Raw genomic sequence first — 18844 nt, 5'->3', positions numbered from 1 at the left:
TAAGCCATTACCCAATGAGATATTAATCTTCAATAAGCGACCGATTCGCTTGATAGTGCCCTTTGCACTAGGTGTCTATATTAGTGGGAAACTTATTGCATCGAATTACAAATCTAACCAAACAAATTGGTGTTTTGTTGGAACACCCTGAATTTTTCTAGGATGTATTCAAACTCTGCATTATCAACATAGTTGAACAGCCGTCTGATTATGCGATGTCATAGACCACTAATGAGGCAACCATTTTAGAGTAGAAGAGTAGTAATTATTAACTGAGACTCCAGCCATCACACAATGCAACTTCCGACTCAAAACTAGATGTAAACCAGAAGAGTATTACTGCTTCATTTATTAGCTTAACCTGAATGAATAATATCTATTCAATACATTTTTCTCTGAGATGGTTACAGATAGCCCACTTCAAAACGAAGAGTCGCTGATGCCCGCCCAAAGGGACCTTCTGGAGAAACATTTGTGACAGGTGTCAACGTACAAGTACGCTTTTTATTTGATTCTTTTGCATCGCGACAAAAATATTTCTGAGCATTTATTCCCATCAGCTTTATTGGGGATGAGCTACCTTTTTCTTTCAAAGAAAGAGTCGTTCCACTGGACTTATTCCCCACTATCAAACGAATTTTATCATCACCTTGCGGAACCCCTGTTACAATACTTGCCATGAGTGCTGTTTTAAGCGGTATTTCAGAAGCACAATGCCAAGTGATTTTTAAATCCTCATGCTCCTTTGAGCCAAGGGTCAGAGTGCCTAAGTTATATGAATCCGGGACAGTAATATCGCAGCTTGGGTTGACAAAAGTGACATTAAGGGTCACGGTAGCTGTAGCTTTTTGAGCTTGAACGCCTCCTGTCATAGTCTCTAATATCAGTGCTAGCATAACAGCTTTACCGAATCTCATAGCTCTGAACGCCCCCCCAGTCGTTAACAGTATCCACACTCACCTTTCCTATTATTTTTTTGTTCAGATTAACCTCACTGAACGGTTTTAGTTGTGATATTTGATTCATTACGGCGTCATTAAGTATTATATCTTTGCCATTGTATTTCATTCCCACAACAGCCATGTAGTACGGAGTGGGGTTTTTTAACCAAGTATCATTACCTTGCTGTTCCAACTTGAGTTGTTTTTCTGCATCCTTGCGACCATCCCTAATTGAAAGCGGACGGTAAATCAACTTCACTCGAGTGTTCATGGCAATGGCTAACACACTACTTTCGTCCTCCTTAATTTCTGGCTTCGGTGGTACTTCTTGAACGTTCAACCAAAACAACGATTCACGGTCATGGGGCAAATTTGAGTTCGTGTTTATGATACGAATAACTTGTTTTCGTTTTGGCAATACTTTAAAGAACGGGGGTTGTGGTACCATATAAACACCATCTCCCTGATTAGTATTGTCAATCCAAATCTGCCCCCCATATTTTTTTTCCGCATTATTCGTAACTTCAAAGGAAATGTTTTTCTTCCCTTCATCATAAATAAAACGGGTACCATTAAGCACAAATGCTGCCATAGACTGACTGCAGAAAGAGAGAAAAAAAACAGCCAACACTGCTTTGCTTATTTTATTCACAATAAACCTCCTGAACGTTATTGGTATTGGCTTTCAGCCCCTCCATGGAGAAACGACACTGCTTATCGTCTCCCATATCTATGCTGACCATCTTCGGCTCAGCAAGCATGTTCATCAATAAAACACCATTGTTTGAAATAAATCCGGCATTCAATCCCTGTTCTGTTATGGCCTCACCACCAGTCAAGAATTCACCATGTGTATTTTTCACACGCAGGATATAACGCAGCACATTTTCGAAACCGAATTTCTGAAAAACCATTGCCCCAGCAGTCGGAACAACTTTGTAGGAAGTTGTTTCAAACTCCATGTTTTCGGGTACATTGCTCATATCAATGTTGATATTATTTTCTGAATATTCAGACAACCACACTACTGTGTTACCGTTACTATCCGTGGGCATTGAACCATTAAACTGAATTCCTTTAACCCCCGGAATACTGATAATCCCCACCGTATCCGATGATTCTTTAGTGAAGAGAGCCCCTGTTTCTGCAGTCCCCAGCACAGATCCGGAAGCCCCTCCAGAAAAACTAGTTCTGCTGTTACCTGGTTTGCTATACGAGTGTGATACACCTATATTTGTTTGAACCGCATCAAATGCGTAGCTGGTCGATACTGAAGCTCCACGTTCCCCTTTAGAACCCGCATTCGCACTTAAGCTGTAATTGAAACGCTCTGTCGGATTAGCGGACACACTAGTACTGAACGATGCCCCCCCATTACGTGTATATCCCATGCTGTTACCGCTGTAATGGCGTATCCCTTTAAAGTCAAATGGAACGCTCATATTCATCGAAACAGAGTAGTCAGACTTATCTACACCAGCATACCTTGAGTACGAACCGTTCAGAAAAACTGAGACTGAATCAAACAAAGAAGTACTCAGAGAGAGCGAACTACCAATATCATGACCATCACGCATCCAGTAATCCTGATGCCAGTAAGAACCGCTAAGATAAGTACTGTCAAAACGGTGTGACAAACGAGCTTCATAACGAGACTTCTGATTACTATAGCGCCATAAATCTTTGGAATTAAAATTAACAAACTCCACATACCCTTTACTTTGGTAACGGTAAGTAAGCAATTGCAAATCCGTTTTATCTGTAAAATTTTTGGTATATTTGGCGCTGAAGCTTTCCCCGCGTTTCTCTTCACCATTATCATAACGAGCCTTTGAAAAGTTCGTTCCGAATGATAATGCCCCAAATCCGTTCAGCATCTGAGTAACACCTAAACCACCGGACTGATAGTTATTATTCAGAATAAACGCAGAGTTCAGTGTAGTTCTGGCAAAACCGTAGTCCAAACTTCCCAGCCAGAATAGTCCGGAGTCAGAATGGAATACCTTATCCAACTCATTGCTGCTACTTTTCTTACCGACAGCTAAGTTGTATTGATATTCTCCAGGACGCAACAGCGTTGGCAACGTCGTTACTGGATAGATTCGCTCAGTTATGTTGCCGCTTTCATCTTCAACCGTTACAACTAAATCACCGTTTCCCATCGGACGCAGGTCATCCAAATGATAAGGACCTGCTGGTACCATTTTCGAATACACCGTATATCCGTTCTGTTTCACAGTGACGCGAGAAAGAGTGGAAGCAACACCGGATATATCCGGTGCATACCCACGATAATCCCACGGACGCATATTACTATTGGAGCGAAGAGCAATCCCATATAAATTAAAGTCTGAAAACAGTTCGGTACGAGTCTGTGATTTACCCAGCAACAGATCTCCCTGTACTTGGCTAATGGCAGTAGATAAGGTCAGGTCACTGGAGGTTACTTTGGTTTTTTCACGGTCATGAGATATGTTCATGTTACTTGCTAATATCCAGCGCCCCTTGTTTATGGCAGCATTGAGGTTACCAAAGGCACTTATATCATCATGTATTGTTTTATTAAAATTGCCATAATACTTCAGACGTACACCACTTACGCCATATTCCCAGCGGGCTGGATCCGTTTTACTCAATAAATAGGCTTGAGGAATATTAAAATTCAGTGTCTGGGAGCTGTAATCAAAATCCACTTGTGTATGAGGATCCCGAGTCAATACATAACATTCTTTTTCTTTGTCAAAGATATCATCGTAGGCATCTTTCTTAATCATTACTCCGGCGTTATCCAACCACCTGCCTGATAAACAGAGCCCGTTATTTTTTTCATCATCTTCAGTAATATTAAAATCAGTGCGCCCAGAGCGCTCTCCATTGACAAAAATATCAACAACATACTTACCGCTTGGATAAATTGAATTAGATTTAAAAATAGAGGGAGTGATACCGGTCCCCTTAATAAAATCAAGATTTAATTCTGTAAGCGTAGCGGTACAAAAAGAGGAATATATACTCGCAGCTAACACAGATAAATTAAAAAAATAATGTCGTATCATTTCTGAATACATTCCGTAATTAATAAGGAGCATATACTCTGAAATTAATAAGAAAGAAATGATAATCAAGGAGAAAACATCACCTTGATTATCTATTATAAATATAAAAAATTAACTATAAGTTACAATATAAGATGCGGTAGTTCTGAAATCACCAACAGTATTACCGCCTTTCAGCTTAGCTTCAAACTTAAGCCCTTCAGTGATGAGTTTGTTCTTTGCAAAAGAAACCGTGCTATTAGTACTTGTAATATTTTTGTTTTCGCTTGCGTTTATTGGAGCAAGAATAACCAACGCATCTTTAGCTACCCCACCTACATTTTTAATACCCGTCTGATTAAATGAGGCACTCCATGTAACAGTAGCTGCTTTATCCTTAAATACTGACTCGCAATTAGTTGTATCATTTGCAAGGCTTGGTTTTAGCACAAATGAGACAACTTGACCTTCTTTTTGTGGCGCAACAGTGCCAAGCGCGATTACGTCTGTCATATTCCCATCAACGTTTGGAGTTAAATTACAAGTATTTTGAGCGACTAACCCTGTAAATTTAATGTCACCAACTGAAGCCATAGTAGCCGCAGACATCATAGATGTTACAATAGCCGGAATAATCATTAATTTTTTCATCATAAAAAAATCTCCTTACTTTATTTAAACCCAAGAAGCTTAATATAAAACAAACACATAGCCTTTCTTACTTTATAAATAAGAAAGGATATGTATAACCCAAAGTTAAAGCCTAAAATATAAAACAGATCACTTAATTAATTGACATGAAATTTTTATTGAAAAATTAAACCTTTATTAAAAAATTATTTTTTATTAAATATAACAGTTGAGTCCAGAAACATCTCAGCAACATCACGATTAATAAAAAAAACTTTCAAATATACATCTTTAAAAAAATCATCAACAGGAGTGTTGAAGGTATACAATATCAACATCAGTACATCTATTGTTATATTACTTACCCCACGTTCATATCTAGATATTTGTTGTTGCGACTTATTCAATAAATCAGCTAATTCATTCCCACTAATACCTCTTTCTATTCTAAGGTGTTTTATTTGCTCTCCGATTGCGTACTTAAAAACCGTTCTAATTTGATTTATAGAGTGATTATTTCCAATGTTAGAATCACACAATATATTCTTACTCATTTAAATAAAATCTATAATTAATCTAATGATACATTACTGAGCCTTAAAAAATAAAAAGCTCAACCCAAAAAATTTGCGTTATTCTAAAAAAACATAAATCACACTTACACTCAAAAAGTGTAAAAAAATGTATCAATTAGTTTAAAACAATAATAAGCCAGCCTATTATAATTACCATAATAAAATATTCGCTAATAAAATCAAAATGTTGATTATTAAAAACAAGGTAATTATAACTCTTAATATGAGTAACAAGGCATGTACATCTAAAAATAACAGTAACAATAAATTATCATTTAATAATCAAGCGTATATTTGATTTTTCATTATATTTTTGACAAACAAGATAGATAATTTTTTCTCTAAGTAGTTTTGACCAGATTTAATAACCGGAAAGTCAAGCATGGCAGAATGAGGTCTACATTCTTAAGAAGTTAGAAAAAATTACTTGCTATCATTAACACAGATGTAATATTGATCATCAGCTCTACTTTTGCACCTACTTCTAGTCCCTTTTTTATTTTTTAGGAATGCTTTTATCTAACTCTTCTCAGAATTGAACCGATTTATAGAAGCCTTGTATTCCATGGTATTTTCCGAGGCTCATAATTGTAATATCTTCTTGAGATTACTACTTTTTTAATGTTGTGGTCATTCACGATTAACGTATAGTGATGTTACATTCATGAACTATTATTCTCTACTTTGCCCCGATATCTGGGGTGCTTTTATTTCTAATAGCTTCATTATCTCGTATGCCTGTATCGAAGGATAACTCTAGAGAAGCTTTAATTATTGTCATGCATTGATTGTACTGAATCGGAGTAATAAAAACCTATCAATCTACAAACACAAAATATACTGTTTTACTGGCAATCAAGTTTACAGATGAAAATATGCTATTTCACTACGTACCATTCTGCGTATTTTTCACAACATTATGATTTCATTTGATTATGATAAATTGTTAGAATTAACAATGAATCTACTGCGTATCTGTTTAGTTTTGGATGGGGCTTATAAACTTAATTTTATAATCCCCATTTTCACCCCAAAAATAAAATGGAATAAAAATCAAAAAACAACCTCCAATCTTTAAAACTCATCAGTGTAAAAAACACACAAAAACCCATCTTTTAGTATGAGCCATAGAGCTACATTATAAAAATCAATACTATAACATTCACAATTAAACATGCTATTTTATGATAATAGTAATATGAGATTATTATTGTTTAACTATTTATGACTAATTCTAAATTGACGACCATTAAATCGACGATCTAAGTTATTTTTAATTAACGAAATACTAGTTTCCTCTATATCCTCTCTCATTGATTCAATATCGCCATTATCTTTTATTTTGTTTTTTTTCATTAAATATTCGATTTTAGCACTCTGGTATTCCCTACTAATATCTAGTGTTTGAGCTAATACAGAGGCACTTGTAAATAATGCGATCACAATAAGTAATTTTGAAAGTAACTGTTTTTTCATCGTATTCTCCTTAGGTTTGAACTTAGTTTTAACTCATTAAACTGTCAAAAAGTAGTGATTTTGCGTAATTATTTGGTAAAGAATCGATTCAAAACACACTGCAATCACTTAATTTGCGATAAAATCAAAAAATAAACTTGCCATTTTCTATCGCTAGTACTTGGTATTGAATGATATATTTAAATCCAAAACCATCCTCTTCCTCAACCATTTCACGAAGAACCACCAGCGTTAATATTTATCCAGCATCACGTCTCAGACCTTTAGTCTTAAATCCAATCAATATTGATACTATGCAACCAGAGTTCATGCTTCGATACTCTATTTTTATAATTTGAAAAATTTAAAATTCTCCAATAACTTTATTGACTTTCCCAATGTATCTTATTAGTTATAGGCATTACCATTAGAAAATGAAGAGGAATATTTATGAATAAGTTTCTAATTTCTGCTTGTATGATTGCATCAAGTGCCCTGCCCTTTAATGCATTAGCCGCAGAAATAATGACCTCAACTCCCGAAAATATGACATGTAAAGAGTATGTGGACTTAACCCCTAAAGCAGGGTTCCAGTTGCCTTATGGGTAACATCGCAAGATACTCAGTTTAAAAGTGGAGACTGGGTGGCATTATCTGAACAGAGCGTTGCGGAAGCTCCTTTAATCCTTGAGTTTTGCAAGAAAAAACCTGAAGGAACTTTAAAAGATTACCTTGCTAGCAAAAAATAAAGCTTTTTAACTGGTAATAGCCGCGGTTTACATTCTGCGGCTAATTAGATGACTTACAGCAATTCTATTTTCTGTACCCTGATTCTTGATACCGATACAGTGATATTTTTTATTAACCTATAGCTTCAATGAGTTACATAGAATCACTCAATATTATTTGAGACTGTTCTATTTATTACTTTGATGAGTATCCCCTCTTCTTTAAATATTTCAGCTCACTTCGTCGTTGTAGTACTCGATACAACGACAGCATATCCACATAAAGATACAAATACTTATCCTCCACGCTCTGTGGCTGGAATAAAAATATCACTAGTTAACTAATAAGCTATATGCAGATAAATTATGAGGAATTATGTTTACAAGCGATAATTATCGCGGAATGAATTGAAGTGTAGATAATTAAATAGATGAAATGAATTATATATCTCTCCCAATTCCATACAGTTTATTGATGCAAAATAGTAGCTACCCGCAATCTTATTAATTGGTATATGTTTTCTCGAATTTAAATTGACACTTCTGTAAAACCTAATATGTGCTCAATCCAAGAAATAGATATTAGTCTTTTTGCCAACTAAAAAGATAAATACGTAAGTGTCTATTAAGACATGGTTGTTAGAGTAACTGATTTAGTTGAACCAGAATGCTTAGCACTACCAGAAAATGCAAGCACTCAATTATTCTTTCATGTAATAACTCTGTAGACTGCATAAATACTTATTATACTGTATTTAAGAATTATAAACTTTTTCAAGATCAGCCTGAGTTAAATAAAATTCCCACAAATAATTGAGCAGTTATAATCAGTCCTAGTTTTTTTATTCAGCTTTGTAAAATATTCATGTGCAGGTTGAAATCCATCAGAAAATGCTTCTCCATACAGTGCCCTTGTTTTTGATTGATGTTGTTCGATTCCTTGTCTAAAAAGATACATTTCTGCCAGCTTTATTAATGCATACGCATATTTTTGATTTGCTGCTTTCTCATGCCATTCTGCAGTGATATGGTAATTTTTCTCTATTCCTTTTCCATTATAATATATTTCCGCAAGCTGGTACTGAGAATATATATTTTCCTGTTTAGCTGCTTTCTTATACCACTCTACAGCTTTTAAAAAGTTCGGACACCATCACCATCTTCATAGATAGAGCCAAGGCGGAATTGAGTGCCTACATTCCCCTGCTTACCTGATTTATGAAACCACTCGATGGCTTACTGGTAATCCTGCATGAAAATACATCTCTCCGAGTGAGTATTGTGCGTGCTCATGATCTTGTACTTCAGCTTTTGTATACCACTCAGCCGCTGTTTTAAAATCTTTGGGAGCAGCATTACCAAAGTAATAATAAGACCCGAGTATAACTTAAACCCCCGTGTCACTACTACTTGTCGACTCGCATAATGCCAAGTCCTGAGTATCATGCTCACAATTTGCTGAATATGCCGTATTCGTGTGAATCAAAAAAAGACACCGTAATATTTTGTTCATAATAATTTCCTTTTTGTAATCAACAGAAATCATATAAAAAAACAAAAGCTATAAAGATAAAAACCCTTGTGATTGCGAAGTTTTATTTTTTGAACAATGTAATATCAGAGTGATTCATATAGCACAAGCAACTGATTAGAGTTGTAGGTGTAGGTGTAGGTGTAGGTGTAGGTGTAGGTGTAGGTGTAGGTGTAGGTGTAGGTGTAATGTACTTACTTATAGTAATTAAACAATAATAGGCGCTAGTAATAAAAAGTTGGATATTTTACACATCAATATCCAACTCATTTTAAGAAAATGGAAAATAAGATACTATGCTCTGCCTATATCTTTTAAACGATTTCCTTCCATTAGCTTTCTTTCTATTTGTTCAAGCGCCACATTTTTAGTCTCAGGCACATAATATAATGTAATAACAATAAATATAACATTAAGTATTGAATAAATCCAAAATGTATTTGTATCGCCTAACCATGATAACAATGTTAAGAATGTCGCACTCACTAACATATTAGCCAGCCAGTTCGCAGTCGTTGAACATGTAATTCCAAAATCCCTGCCTTTTAATGGCTGAATTTCAGAGCAAAGAACCCATATGATAGGACCCGCGCTAACCGCAAAACCAATGATAAATAACAATAATAAAGATACACTAATATATTGTAATAATAGAGTATGTGTTTGATAAGACAGTACATGCGCAAGTAATGCTATACTGATAGCCATAACAGAAAATCCAGCCAGTAATAGTTTTTTCCTACCAAAACGATCAACTATTGCTATAGCAAATAATGTCGCAATTACATTAACAATACCGACTAAAACGGTCCCATACATTTGCTGAGAAGTAGAAGCAAATCCAGCTAAAGAAAATATTTTAGGAGCATAATACATAATCACATTTATGCCGGTAAGTTGTTGCATAAATTGCAATGAGATACCTAAAAATACACTTCTTCGAAAATTTCTATTATCTCTAAATAAATTAAATCCCGATTGTTTCACTTTTAAACTATTGAGAATATCACTAAGTTCTTGTTCTACTTCTTCTTTAGACTCGCGCAACTTGAATAATATTTTTTTAGCTTCTTCAACTCTATTTTTACTTGCTAACCAGCGTGGGCTTTCAGGTAAAAATGTAACACCAAAAAATAATAACACGGCAGGAATAGCTGTAATCCCTAGCATCCAACGCCAAGCATGATCATAACTAAAACCAGTATCCGATATAAAAGCTAATAATATACCGATAGTAATCATTAGTTGATACATAGAAATCATGCCACCCCTGATTTTTTTAGGGGCAATCTCAGATAAATATGCAGGAGTTGTAAATGAAGATATACCAATAGCGAGACCTAATATAACTCTAGAAAATATAAGAAAATAAGCATTTGGTGATAGTGAAGAACCTAAAGCACCAATTATAAATAATAAAGAGCTAATAATTAGGCTTTTCCTTCTTCCATTACGAGATGAAAGCCATCCACTCATCAATGCACCTAATGCAGCACCTAACATCATAGAGCTAACAATAAATTCTTGTAATGTCGACGATATTTCAAAATCTCGACTAATAAATGGAAGTGCTCCTGAAATCACTCCGGTATCTAGCCCAAAGAATAGTCCAGCAAGCGCAGCTAATAATCCAACAAAAAACACCATGACATTTATCGAATGTTTTGTTTTCATTATAAAACCATCCTGTTATTAATATATTTCATTGTTGATTTTAATAATTAAATCAACAATTACTTACAATTCGAATAAACCTTAATTGTATAAAATACAGTAAAAATATTTTCCTGTTATGTACATGTGAAATTAAAAACGCACAAAAAATATATTTCATTGATTATCATAATTAATTGAACGCCAAGAATGATTTTTTTGCATTATTTTATTCTGAGAGATAGGTCCTTCTGTTCCTGCCTGATAAAGGTCAGGTTACCCATGACTCCACGATTTTATAATTGGCTCAATGACTCGCCATGCCCACTCAACCTCATCGAATCGTAAAAAGTTACTTTTCTCTCCTTTTAAAGCATCTAAAATTAATTGCTCATATGCAGATACTTCGTATTCTCCCGCATGAGTATAAGGTGCAGTGAGTTCTATATTATGTGTATTTAACTTCATCCCAGGTAACTTAGCTGTCACCTGCATATCTATTTGTAGATTAGGGAGTAATCTAAAAACCAGCCAATTATTGTCAACACTGATATCATCAGGTAGTGCTTCTGATGGGCCTTTGAATTGAATTGCTATTTCTGCATAATTGCGAGCTAATCTCTTTCCACTACGTAAATAAAAAGGAACACCTCTCCAGCGCCAATTATCAATATCTATCCGTAATGCAGCGAAAGTTTCTGTATTGCTATTGGGGGGAATTCCTATTTCATCGCGGTAAGAAATGGTATCTTTATCATTTATACTTCCGGCTGTATATTGTCCTCTGGCAGCCGAAGTGTCTACATCCGTATCGTTCACCAATCGAATTGATTTTAATATTTCAACTTTATGATCTCTAAGTATTTCACTATCCCAATGCCCTAATGGTTCAATTGCGGTCAATGTTAATAACTGCATTAAATGATTTTGCAGCATATCTCTCATGGCGCCTGCATGGTCATAGTAAACGGATCTATTTTCAACCCCCAGAGTTTCGGCATAGGTAATTTGTACTTGTTCAATATGTTCAGAACACCATATAGGCGCTAATACACGATTAGCGAAACGAAAAATCATCAGGTTGAGAGTAGCTTCTTTACCTAAAAAGTGGTCAATCCTATAAACTTGAGATTCATTCCAATAAGAATGAATTTGACTATGTAAAAACTGCGCCGAATCTAAATCGGTACCAAATGGCTTTTCAATTAAAATACGCCTCCAATAACTTGAGGATTCTTTTGATAGGCCAGCTTCACCAATTTTAACTGCGGCTTTAGCAAATAACGTAGGTGGTAGTGCTAAATAAAAAAGAGCAGAGCCATCAATTTTTTTACTTAATACAGCGAGATCTTTTACATCAAGTGAACCACTAATAAAGCTCAAACACTTGCTAAAACTAATCCATTTTTCATCATCAAAATCAAGAACAAACTCACTAAGCGAATCATGAACATGCTCAATAAAATCGTCATCATTCCATTGATCGTATGAGTATCCAATTATATTTAATTTAGAAATCAAACCTAACTGATGTAATCTAAATAACGAAGGCATTAAAAGTCTTTTGGTCAAGTCACCGCTAGCACCTAGAATAACTAAAGATAATGGTTTCATTTTTCACCACCATTTAGTGTGTTTTTTTCTTGGTGACCACCAAAAGCATGGCGCATTGCAGACTGTACTCTGTTTGAAAATGAATCGCTTTGCTGTGAAAAGAAACGAGAATATAACGCGGTCGTTAATACTGGTGTTGGTACGCCCAAGTCAATCGCAGCAATAGATGTCCAGCGCCCTTCTCCTGAGTCAGAAACTTTTCCGGTATAGTTATCTAAATCTTCTGAGAAAAACATTTCTTGTGCAATCAAATCTAACAACCAAGAACTAATCACACTTCCTCTTCGCCAAAGCTCACTAATATCTTTTAGCGGTAATTCATATTTATAATTCATCGGCGATTCAAGGGGGGCAGTTTCCGCATCCACATCTGTTTTATCTAAACCCTGGTTGGCATGTTTTAAAATACTGAACCCCTCTGCATATGCTGCCATTAATCCATATTCAATACCATTATGGACCATTTTCACAAAATGCCCTGCGCCGCTCTCTCCACAATATAAATAACCATTCTCTGCGGGTGATGGCTCATTTTCACGTCCCTGAGTCCTTTTAGCACCTGAAACTCCAGGTGCTAAAGCTTTGAATACAGGTTCAAGGAATTCATACTCGCTTTGGGATCCACCAATCATAAGACAATATCCTCGTTTTTCCCCCCAAACACCACCACTAACACCCACATCTAAATAATTTATACCGTCATTTTTTAATTCATTTGCTCTACGGATATCGTCAGTAAAATGAGAGTTCCCACCATCGATAATAGTGTCACCATTTTTTAAGTATGGTTTAAGTTCAGTAATAACAGCATCAACGATGCCTGCAGGAAGCATTAACCATATTTGTTTAGGTTCAGATAAACTTTCAATAAAATCATTTAAATTTGTTGTAAACTTTATTTCTTTGGGTACGTTAGCTTTAGCTTCAATATTTTTGTCATAAACTACACATGAAATACCAGAACAAGAAATACGTCTAACCATCGCGGCGCCCATTCTTCCCACACCGATAAAACCTATTTGTTTTTTCATATTCATCTTATTCACTCCACATTTTCATTCCACCAATAAATGCTTTATCATTACCACCTCTTCTAACATATTCAGGGAGATTATTAATTCTCACTACGTTTCCGCCACCAAGAACAATATAATCTGGCATGAATACCTGATAGAAATCATCGGTAATATTTAACACTTTGTTTTCCCAAACTTTATTCCCATTTTTTTTTCGGTAAGCATCACAAGTAAAATATTCATAATCATGATCTAAATAATTAAGGTGTCCTAATTCTAGAGAGATAACTTCATTATTCACGACCAAGCTACTACCTAATCCTGTCCCCAGTCCTAGAAAAAGCATTTTCCCTCCATCGTAGCTTCCTATCGCTTGCATTGCGGCATCATTTATTATCTTAACAGGACAGTTAAACGCAGACTCTAAATTAAAATTCACCCATCCATAACCTAAATTAGCAGGCTCTTTCATTATGCGATTTTCAATAATTGGTGATGGAAAACCAATGCTGATAGCCGAGTAATGAGAAAGAGAAAGATTTTCATTTAATTCATGGATAAACTTTTGTGGTGTCATTGATAGACCTGATTTTATTTTTATCGCATTATTTAAATCAGAAGAATAAATCTTAATGAAAGTTCCACCTATATCAATAACCAAAACATTTCTTTTTTTAAAGAAACATTGAACATTCTGATTGGATGATATCATCACCCCCCTCCATATTTCACTTTAAATCTCACATATAAAAAGAAATATTTAAATAGACATGACTAACTCAATAAATTTAAAATTTATTTACTAATGCATTCAAAAATCTAATTTTAAATTGCAGATCAATAAAAAATTAAGATTAAACCATCAAAAAACATTTGATTTAATAATACAAATTTATCTATCGATTGAAAGAAGAAATACAAACCTGTTGATGAATCATTTAATATGATACACGACCACCACATCATAATAAGACTATTATAATAGTATAATGAGATTGAAAATTAATAACATTAATAGTCTCGATTTATGAAGTTAACAACCTAAAGTAAGCATCAAAACAAAAAGTTATTTATGATATATTTCTCTATACAATGCGTGTTTTTAAATATAAAATTTTGATAAAGTGTTGTTAATAATATAATGACAATTAATAATTTTATTATCTTTTTGAAGTTATACATATATAAAGTATCTCTTTTAAAATACTAAAAAATGATTTTATTTTTTACATTTCATCACGAAAACAAAAGTTAGACCGCCAAAAAATTCATTATTTGAAACATAACGAATGAATTATGATTCACTTTCTCTGCTAAATCCATCTTTGAACGCTGATATTAATATCATATGCCTCTAATTTTCCTTAATGAGTACAGGCTACGTTTGTCGCTTTCATCCTTAATAGTCATTGTAGCTTTACCTGTGACTGATTTACCTATCTTAGAGACTTTTATTACTACTCTTAATGTTGAGATCTTGATTAATTTTGCTTTCTTTATTTCTCGTTTTTTATATTGATACCATCAAAAAACAAGTTATATACAAAAAACGATTTTTCTTTGGGATAACGGGATAAGTTACTTATTTCCATTTAATTTCATAAGGTTAACTTATCCCAAACACTCTATTTTCTTATCCCAAACTTTTTATTTTTGGGATAACTTTGCTTTTTTATTAACATTTATAACAATTTATCATTATTTCATTTGGGATAACTTGGGATAATATGGGATAAGTAGAAGTAATATAACCAATTAATTTTATTATTCTTTTTATTTCTTATCCCGTTATCCCACTTATCCCAACGTTTTTGATTCATCACGGAAACTTTGTTCTGGTAGGCTATTCCTCCTCGCTATCAATTAAGACAACAAATCGCTGTTGGCTGCCATTGATACTGATAGTTTTACCGTCTACACGCCCTGATTCTGGTCTGACTAAAATACCTACCTCGTCGAGTGCCTCCGCCCCCAGTTTCTTTTGAATGCCTGAGAGTATTTCATCTTCGAACACGGACGGGATTATGTGATATTCGTTCTTGCCATCCTCTCTGCGCCCCGAAACTAAATAGCCAGCAAGATTTGTCATCCTCCCAGCGTAAGTTCGGTCTAAATCTCCGTTACGTTTGCCGTAGGTGTAGGGTTGAAAACGGGTTAATCCATAGCGTTGAATAAAATCCCTTGCCCGTTTGACGACTTGGTATTTTTCGCGGTTACCCGTTCCGTAGTTCTCCAACCACTCATTGAAACTATTACGGATAAAACGACTACACTCCGCTACATCCCAGCCAGTGATTGACGTTGATAATTCAGCAGTGGCGTCCAGCATGGCAAAACGTGTGGCGACTCGCTTAACCTGTGACGACGAATCTTCAGGTAAACTTGATAACCATTCATGTTCTTTGAAGGTCACTTTCTGGTTGGCTGCGTCCTGATTATTGGCGAGATACTCAATCCATGCTCGACCAACTGCCCCACAATGCCGCGTTGATGCGCGTTTGATAGCTCGTGAATGCAAATCACCATCATCAAGACTGTGAAACTCGACAGTATCAGTAAATGGCACGCTGACAAGCCGCACTAACTGCCCCGCTTTTGGGGTGACACCATTACGAATGAGGTATGTTTCAAAATCTTCCTCACCCGTTGATAACGCCACAATAGCCCAACGTAAAATAGCTTTGTTTCCGCCATCTTTATTACCTTGGATGCGCCCCGTACCATTGAATAAGCTATAGGCACTTCCTGCTACATGCCGCACATCGTTACCCTGTCCAATTTCGTCAATCGGCATGAATCCATCATTTCGTGAAGCGGCTTCAATCGTTAGCCCGTACTTTGTCGCATCCCATGTTAATTTCAGTTCATCGGGTACACCGTAAATACTTGAGGCGGCTTCTACCGTAGTGGTTTTCCCTGCGGAGGATTGAGCAAATAAATGAATACCAAACGAGCTACCCCCTGATAGAGAGTTTAGTGGCGCAGCTAAGGCGACTAATCCACCTAAAATCATCGATTGGTTGCCTTTCATTAAGTTACCGACATTCTTCCGCCAGCTTTCAGTCGTTCCCCTGACAATATAGCCCGCAACAGCAGACGTTCCACCACAAAAGGCAACAGGACGGCTAGACGTACCAATAATGTGACCATCGGGCATCACGTATGCCCCATCATGCCAACCCGCGGTATGTGTGATTGTCCATTCGTCGCGCTTTCCTTTTCGTTGAAGATAGTTCGCCAACAAATCCAACTGACCACGCTTCGTGGTGATATTGACACCCCGTGAGCGCAGTCGCCCCCATCCTTGAGGTGAGCCTAGCTCACGCCGTGGAATAGCTTCATAGATAATACGATTGCTACCTTCTTGCCTCATCTGAATAACTAAATAACTGTCTTTCCCATCAGAGCCAATGCCTACCGTCTCCATTTCATCCGAAAACCATGTTTCTTTTTCGTCAATGTCACCTGTCGTATTGTTTTGCTTACGTTCGATGTAATACAAACCACCGTGTCGTTTATCAAAAAAGGGGCCTAAATCATCGTGAGTTTTGATTTTCTTTTTCGCATCGATGCGGATCACGTTGTCCTTTTTCACTACGTTACCTTCCTGTTGAGCCAACTCAGCACTAAACACCTGTTTTGCTGCCTCAATACCGTGGGATAGGCGGTAATCATCCCAATCGGCTTTATCATCAGTAGGCGGTAAAACCGCAATACCATTAACTGCCTTAGCCGCTTTCTCAGCCGCCAGCTTTCCCGTATTTGGTTGGTCGGGTTTAATATCGTTGTCACCTGCAATGATAATTTGGCTTTCGGGATACTTCGTCCACATTGCCTTAGCCACATGAATTAAATTACCCGCATCAATTGCCGCCACGGCATAGGCTTCAGGATTGAGTAAATGGCACGTCATAGCGGTAGCTAATCCCTCGGCAATAATCACCGTCGAAATGCTTACAGGCTCATTAATAGGGTAGTAACTGCCATTCTTCGCACTATCGAGTAATAGCCGTTTCTCACCATTAGGATTAATAGTTTGTGCGGCTGTGATTGTGCCGTCAGTGTCTACCAATGGAATAATCAGCGAACCATCAGCCAGTAATGTTACGGTGGCACTCTCAAAGCCTTTCGCTTTCAGATAATCAGACTCACCCTGTTTAGCATTGGCAATAGCGCGACTGTATCGCTCTGTAAAACGTTTATGCTTCTCTATCTGCTCATTGGCTTTGTTTTCTGCTTGCTGCGCTCTCAATACGTCCTGTTGCACTTTTACCTCATGAATACAGTAGGCTGGTGGACACTCTGAATGGGTATCAATTCCAATCATTCCAGCAACCTCTTTTGCCGCTTCGGTCACACTGACACCCAGAACACGCTGAACTAAATCTAACCCATCACCTGAGCCGCACTGGTTACAAATAAACGTACCGTTACCGTCTTTATCATCAAATCGAAAACGGTCTTTACCGCCGCAATGAGGACAAGCGGTATGCTTATTGAGGGGCACTTCTGCCCCAAGATTAGAGAGTATGGTTTGCCATTGCCCATTCGCTTTTAGTTTCACCTCGCGGATAACATCAATCGGTTTCATTTCGTCGCCTCCGCCAGTGATTGCCAAATTTCACCATTTAAATCACAAGCAATTGCAATAAGGTCTAAAAGTTCTTTAGAGCACTCGGTCGCCGCCTGCTCCAATATCACGGCAAATAACGAACTACATTGCTGAGCCTTGTAAGCAGCGGCATCTAATGGAAGAGGATTACACACGTTTCACCTCCGATTTTTCCTGAACCTCCAATACTTCTATGCCGATCAGCGTGGCAATGCGTTCCAGCCAGTAGTAAAGCTCTTGTTTTTTCGGATTATCAATTGGTGGCAATACTTCGCATAAAACATGGATTAAGCCCTTTCTCACTCTCAGCAAACGGCTACGGCTTCGTTCTTCTGGTGGGAGGTAATCGACATGCCCAAGCATTTCGTCAATTTCAGCTTGAATACGGAAATAATTGTCGGGGAGTAAACTGTTCATACGCTTTCTCCTTCTGCAAAACGAGCAGAGAACAAGCAAGGAGAATCAGGCAGCATTGAACGAGCCTCTTGTTCGCTGGAAGCAATAACGATGAAATACTTAAATTGCTGGCATGAGAAAAAGCGCCATAGGAATTTAGGACGAGTTTGGGTAGACTTATACATAGCCATAGTGTTACTCCCATTAACATTATGTGTTAGAAGCCCTGTTAGTGTTCGAGCACTAACGGGGCTTTGTTTTTTATATAAAACAGCCTTACAATGGTAGTTACCAAATGTAAATTCATTATAATTGTGGTAGTTACCAATGCAAGATAAAAAAGAAAAAAAATCTTTCGATCGTTCTAAAAGTACAATGAAGCATATTCGCTTTGAAGATGAACTACTGGAACAAATAAATACTGTAGCTGGAACAGGTAATTTTAGCTCATGGGTCAAAGAGGCATGTCGAGAAAAACTGAAACAAATTAATAGTAGATAGATAACCGGGCGCCCCTGAACAAACAGATTAAGAATACCTACGCCATCTTTTTTTTGGTTACCATTACTTGATAGGGAAGCATTTAAAGTGCTTCCCTTTTTTGTGAACTGACAAAACTCGATATCACCCTTTGTAGTGCTGCCAATAACAAAATGAG

18 protein-coding genes and 1 pseudogene are annotated in these 18844 nt (G+C 36.5%); 3 read left to right on the top strand and 16 right to left on the bottom strand.

From position 1 onward, the window contains the following. Nucleotides 1-404 precede the first annotated feature (404 nt). The 6 genes from GKR71_RS13430 to GKR71_RS13405 all read right to left on the bottom strand — a co-directional run bounded on the left by GKR71_RS13430 (nucleotide 405) and on the right by GKR71_RS13405 (nucleotide 6657). Nucleotides 405-917, bottom strand: a complete 513-nt coding sequence (locus GKR71_RS13430; protein WP_154634429.1) for a F18 fimbrial protein FedE — start codon at nucleotides 915-917, stop codon at nucleotides 405-407. Continuing rightward, nucleotides 904-1593 (bottom strand): fimbrial chaperone, encoded by a 690-nt coding sequence (locus GKR71_RS13425; protein ID WP_196719724.1) that lies wholly within the window; start codon nucleotides 1591-1593, stop codon nucleotides 904-906. Before GKR71_RS13425 ends, GKR71_RS13430 begins: the two co-directional genes overlap by 14 nt. Next, entirely contained in the window at nucleotides 1586-3997 is a 2412-nt protein-coding gene (gene pefC, locus GKR71_RS13420) for a PefC/AfrB family outer membrane usher protein (protein WP_154634436.1), read from the bottom strand. Before pefC ends, GKR71_RS13425 begins: the two co-directional genes overlap by 8 nt. A gap of 111 nt (nucleotides 3998-4108) precedes the next feature. Then, nucleotides 4109-4630, bottom strand: a complete 522-nt coding sequence (locus tag GKR71_RS13415; RefSeq protein ID WP_154634428.1) for a fimbrial protein — start codon at nucleotides 4628-4630, stop codon at nucleotides 4109-4111. A gap of 182 nt (nucleotides 4631-4812) precedes the next feature. Next, complete coding sequence (locus GKR71_RS13410; protein ID WP_154634427.1) at nucleotides 4813-5160, bottom strand: helix-turn-helix domain-containing protein; 348 nt, start codon at nucleotides 5158-5160, stop codon at nucleotides 4813-4815. Between the two features lie 1239 nt (nucleotides 5161-6399). Then, nucleotides 6400-6657 (bottom strand): hypothetical protein, encoded by a 258-nt coding sequence (locus tag GKR71_RS13405; RefSeq protein WP_154634426.1) that lies wholly within the window; start codon nucleotides 6655-6657, stop codon nucleotides 6400-6402. 429 nt (nucleotides 6658-7086) lie between these two features. Here GKR71_RS13405 and GKR71_RS20090 point away from each other — a divergent pair, with 429 nt between their 5' ends. Together GKR71_RS20090 and GKR71_RS20085 are read left to right on the top strand one after the other, a co-directional pair. Next, nucleotides 7087-7245, top strand: coding sequence for a hypothetical protein (locus GKR71_RS20090; RefSeq protein ID WP_230085082.1), 159 nt, complete (start codon nucleotides 7087-7089; stop codon nucleotides 7243-7245). A 35-nt stretch (nucleotides 7246-7280) separates the two neighbouring features. Further along, entirely contained in the window at nucleotides 7281-7385 is a 105-nt protein-coding gene (locus tag GKR71_RS20085; RefSeq protein ID WP_230085081.1) for a hypothetical protein, read from the top strand. Between the two features lie 769 nt (nucleotides 7386-8154). Here the strand turns inward: GKR71_RS20085 and GKR71_RS20525 are convergent. The 10 genes and pseudogenes from GKR71_RS20525 to GKR71_RS13345 all read right to left on the bottom strand — a co-directional run bounded on the left by GKR71_RS20525 (nucleotide 8155) and on the right by GKR71_RS13345 (nucleotide 18371). Then, nucleotides 8155-8457: a tetratricopeptide repeat protein gene (locus GKR71_RS20525; protein ID WP_414153962.1), complete on the bottom strand. Its 303-nt coding sequence runs from the start codon at nucleotides 8455-8457 to the stop codon at nucleotides 8155-8157. A gap of 3 nt (nucleotides 8458-8460) precedes the next feature. Beyond that, nucleotides 8461-8511, bottom strand: a pseudogene (locus GKR71_RS20520) (hypothetical protein); the annotation flags it as partial. Nucleotides 8512-9189: 678 nt separating this feature from the next. Beyond that, nucleotides 9190-10569: a sugar porter family MFS transporter gene (locus GKR71_RS13380; protein WP_154634424.1), complete on the bottom strand. Its 1380-nt coding sequence runs from the start codon at nucleotides 10567-10569 to the stop codon at nucleotides 9190-9192. 255 nt (nucleotides 10570-10824) lie between these two features. Further along, nucleotides 10825-12162, bottom strand: coding sequence for a glucose-6-phosphate dehydrogenase (zwf, locus tag GKR71_RS13375; RefSeq protein WP_230085080.1), 1338 nt, complete (start codon nucleotides 12160-12162; stop codon nucleotides 10825-10827). Next, nucleotides 12159-13199, bottom strand: coding sequence for a phosphogluconate dehydrogenase (NAD(+)-dependent, decarboxylating) (gnd, locus tag GKR71_RS13370; RefSeq protein ID WP_154634423.1), 1041 nt, complete (start codon nucleotides 13197-13199; stop codon nucleotides 12159-12161). Before gnd ends, zwf begins: the two co-directional genes overlap by 4 nt. A 1-nt stretch (nucleotide 13200) precedes the next feature. After that, nucleotides 13201-13890: an ROK family protein gene (locus tag GKR71_RS13365; RefSeq protein WP_154634422.1), complete on the bottom strand. Its 690-nt coding sequence runs from the start codon at nucleotides 13888-13890 to the stop codon at nucleotides 13201-13203. 1131 nt (nucleotides 13891-15021) lie between these two features. Continuing rightward, nucleotides 15022-17769 carry a DUF927 domain-containing protein gene (locus GKR71_RS13360; RefSeq protein ID WP_154634421.1) on the bottom strand — a complete coding sequence of 916 codons (2748 nt, stop codon included), beginning with the start codon at nucleotides 17767-17769 and terminating at the stop codon, nucleotides 15022-15024. Continuing rightward, nucleotides 17766-17945: a hypothetical protein gene (locus GKR71_RS13355; RefSeq protein WP_108478884.1), complete on the bottom strand. Its 180-nt coding sequence runs from the start codon at nucleotides 17943-17945 to the stop codon at nucleotides 17766-17768. The genes GKR71_RS13360 and GKR71_RS13355 overlap by 4 nt, the downstream gene beginning before the upstream one ends. After that, on the bottom strand, nucleotides 17938-18207 hold the full coding sequence (locus GKR71_RS13350) for a hypothetical protein (RefSeq protein ID WP_154634420.1): 270 nt from the start codon (nucleotides 18205-18207) through the stop codon (nucleotides 17938-17940). Before GKR71_RS13350 ends, GKR71_RS13355 begins: the two co-directional genes overlap by 8 nt. Beyond that, on the bottom strand, nucleotides 18204-18371 hold the full coding sequence (locus tag GKR71_RS13345; RefSeq protein ID WP_230085084.1) for a host cell division inhibitor Icd-like protein: 168 nt from the start codon (nucleotides 18369-18371) through the stop codon (nucleotides 18204-18206). The genes GKR71_RS13350 and GKR71_RS13345 overlap by 4 nt, the downstream gene beginning before the upstream one ends. Before the next feature lie 142 nt (nucleotides 18372-18513). Here GKR71_RS13345 and GKR71_RS13340 point away from each other — a divergent pair, with 142 nt between their 5' ends. Next, entirely contained in the window at nucleotides 18514-18687 is a 174-nt protein-coding gene (locus GKR71_RS13340; protein WP_154634419.1) for a YlcI/YnfO family protein, read from the top strand. Nucleotides 18688-18844: the final 157 nt, after the last annotated feature.

The sequence above is a fragment of the Providencia sp. wls1922 genome (assembly GCF_009706505.1).
Classification (GTDB): Bacteria; Pseudomonadota; Gammaproteobacteria; order Enterobacterales; family Enterobacteriaceae; genus Providencia; species Providencia lanzhouensis.
This window is presented reverse-complemented; position numbering and strand designations above follow the sequence as displayed.

Coding starts and splice junctions, on each gene's coding strand:
- GKR71_RS13430 (WP_154634429.1), bottom strand. CDS start 917: ATGAGATTCGGTAAAGCTGTTATGCTAGCACTGATATTAGAGACTATG.
- pefC (WP_154634436.1), bottom strand. CDS start 3,997: ATGATACGACATTATTTTTTTAATTTATCTGTGTTAGCTGCGAGTATA.
- GKR71_RS13415 (WP_154634428.1), bottom strand. CDS start 4,630: ATGATGAAAAAATTAATGATTATTCCGGCTATTGTAACATCTATGATG.
- GKR71_RS13410 (WP_154634427.1), bottom strand. CDS start 5,160: ATGAGTAAGAATATATTGTGTGATTCTAACATTGGAAATAATCACTCT.
- GKR71_RS13405 (WP_154634426.1), bottom strand. CDS start 6,657: ATGAAAAAACAGTTACTTTCAAAATTACTTATTGTGATCGCATTATTT.
- GKR71_RS20090 (WP_230085082.1), top strand. CDS start 7,087: ATGAATAAGTTTCTAATTTCTGCTTGTATGATTGCATCAAGTGCCCTG.
- GKR71_RS13380 (WP_154634424.1), bottom strand. CDS start 10,569: ATGAAAACAAAACATTCGATAAATGTCATGGTGTTTTTTGTTGGATTA.
- zwf (WP_230085080.1), bottom strand. CDS start 12,162: ATGAAACCATTATCTTTAGTTATTCTAGGTGCTAGCGGTGACTTGACC.
- gnd (WP_154634423.1), bottom strand. CDS start 13,199: ATGAATATGAAAAAACAAATAGGTTTTATCGGTGTGGGAAGAATGGGC.
- GKR71_RS13365 (WP_154634422.1), bottom strand. CDS start 13,890: ATGATATCATCCAATCAGAATGTTCAATGTTTCTTTAAAAAAAGAAAT.
- GKR71_RS13360 (WP_154634421.1), bottom strand. CDS start 17,769: ATGAAACCGATTGATGTTATCCGCGAGGTGAAACTAAAAGCGAATGGG.
- GKR71_RS13350 (WP_154634420.1), bottom strand. CDS start 18,207: ATGAACAGTTTACTCCCCGACAATTATTTCCGTATTCAAGCTGAAATT.
- GKR71_RS13345 (WP_230085084.1), bottom strand. CDS start 18,371: ATGTATAAGTCTACCCAAACTCGTCCTAAATTCCTATGGCGCTTTTTC.
- GKR71_RS13340 (WP_154634419.1), top strand. CDS start 18,514: ATGCAAGATAAAAAAGAAAAAAAATCTTTCGATCGTTCTAAAAGTACA.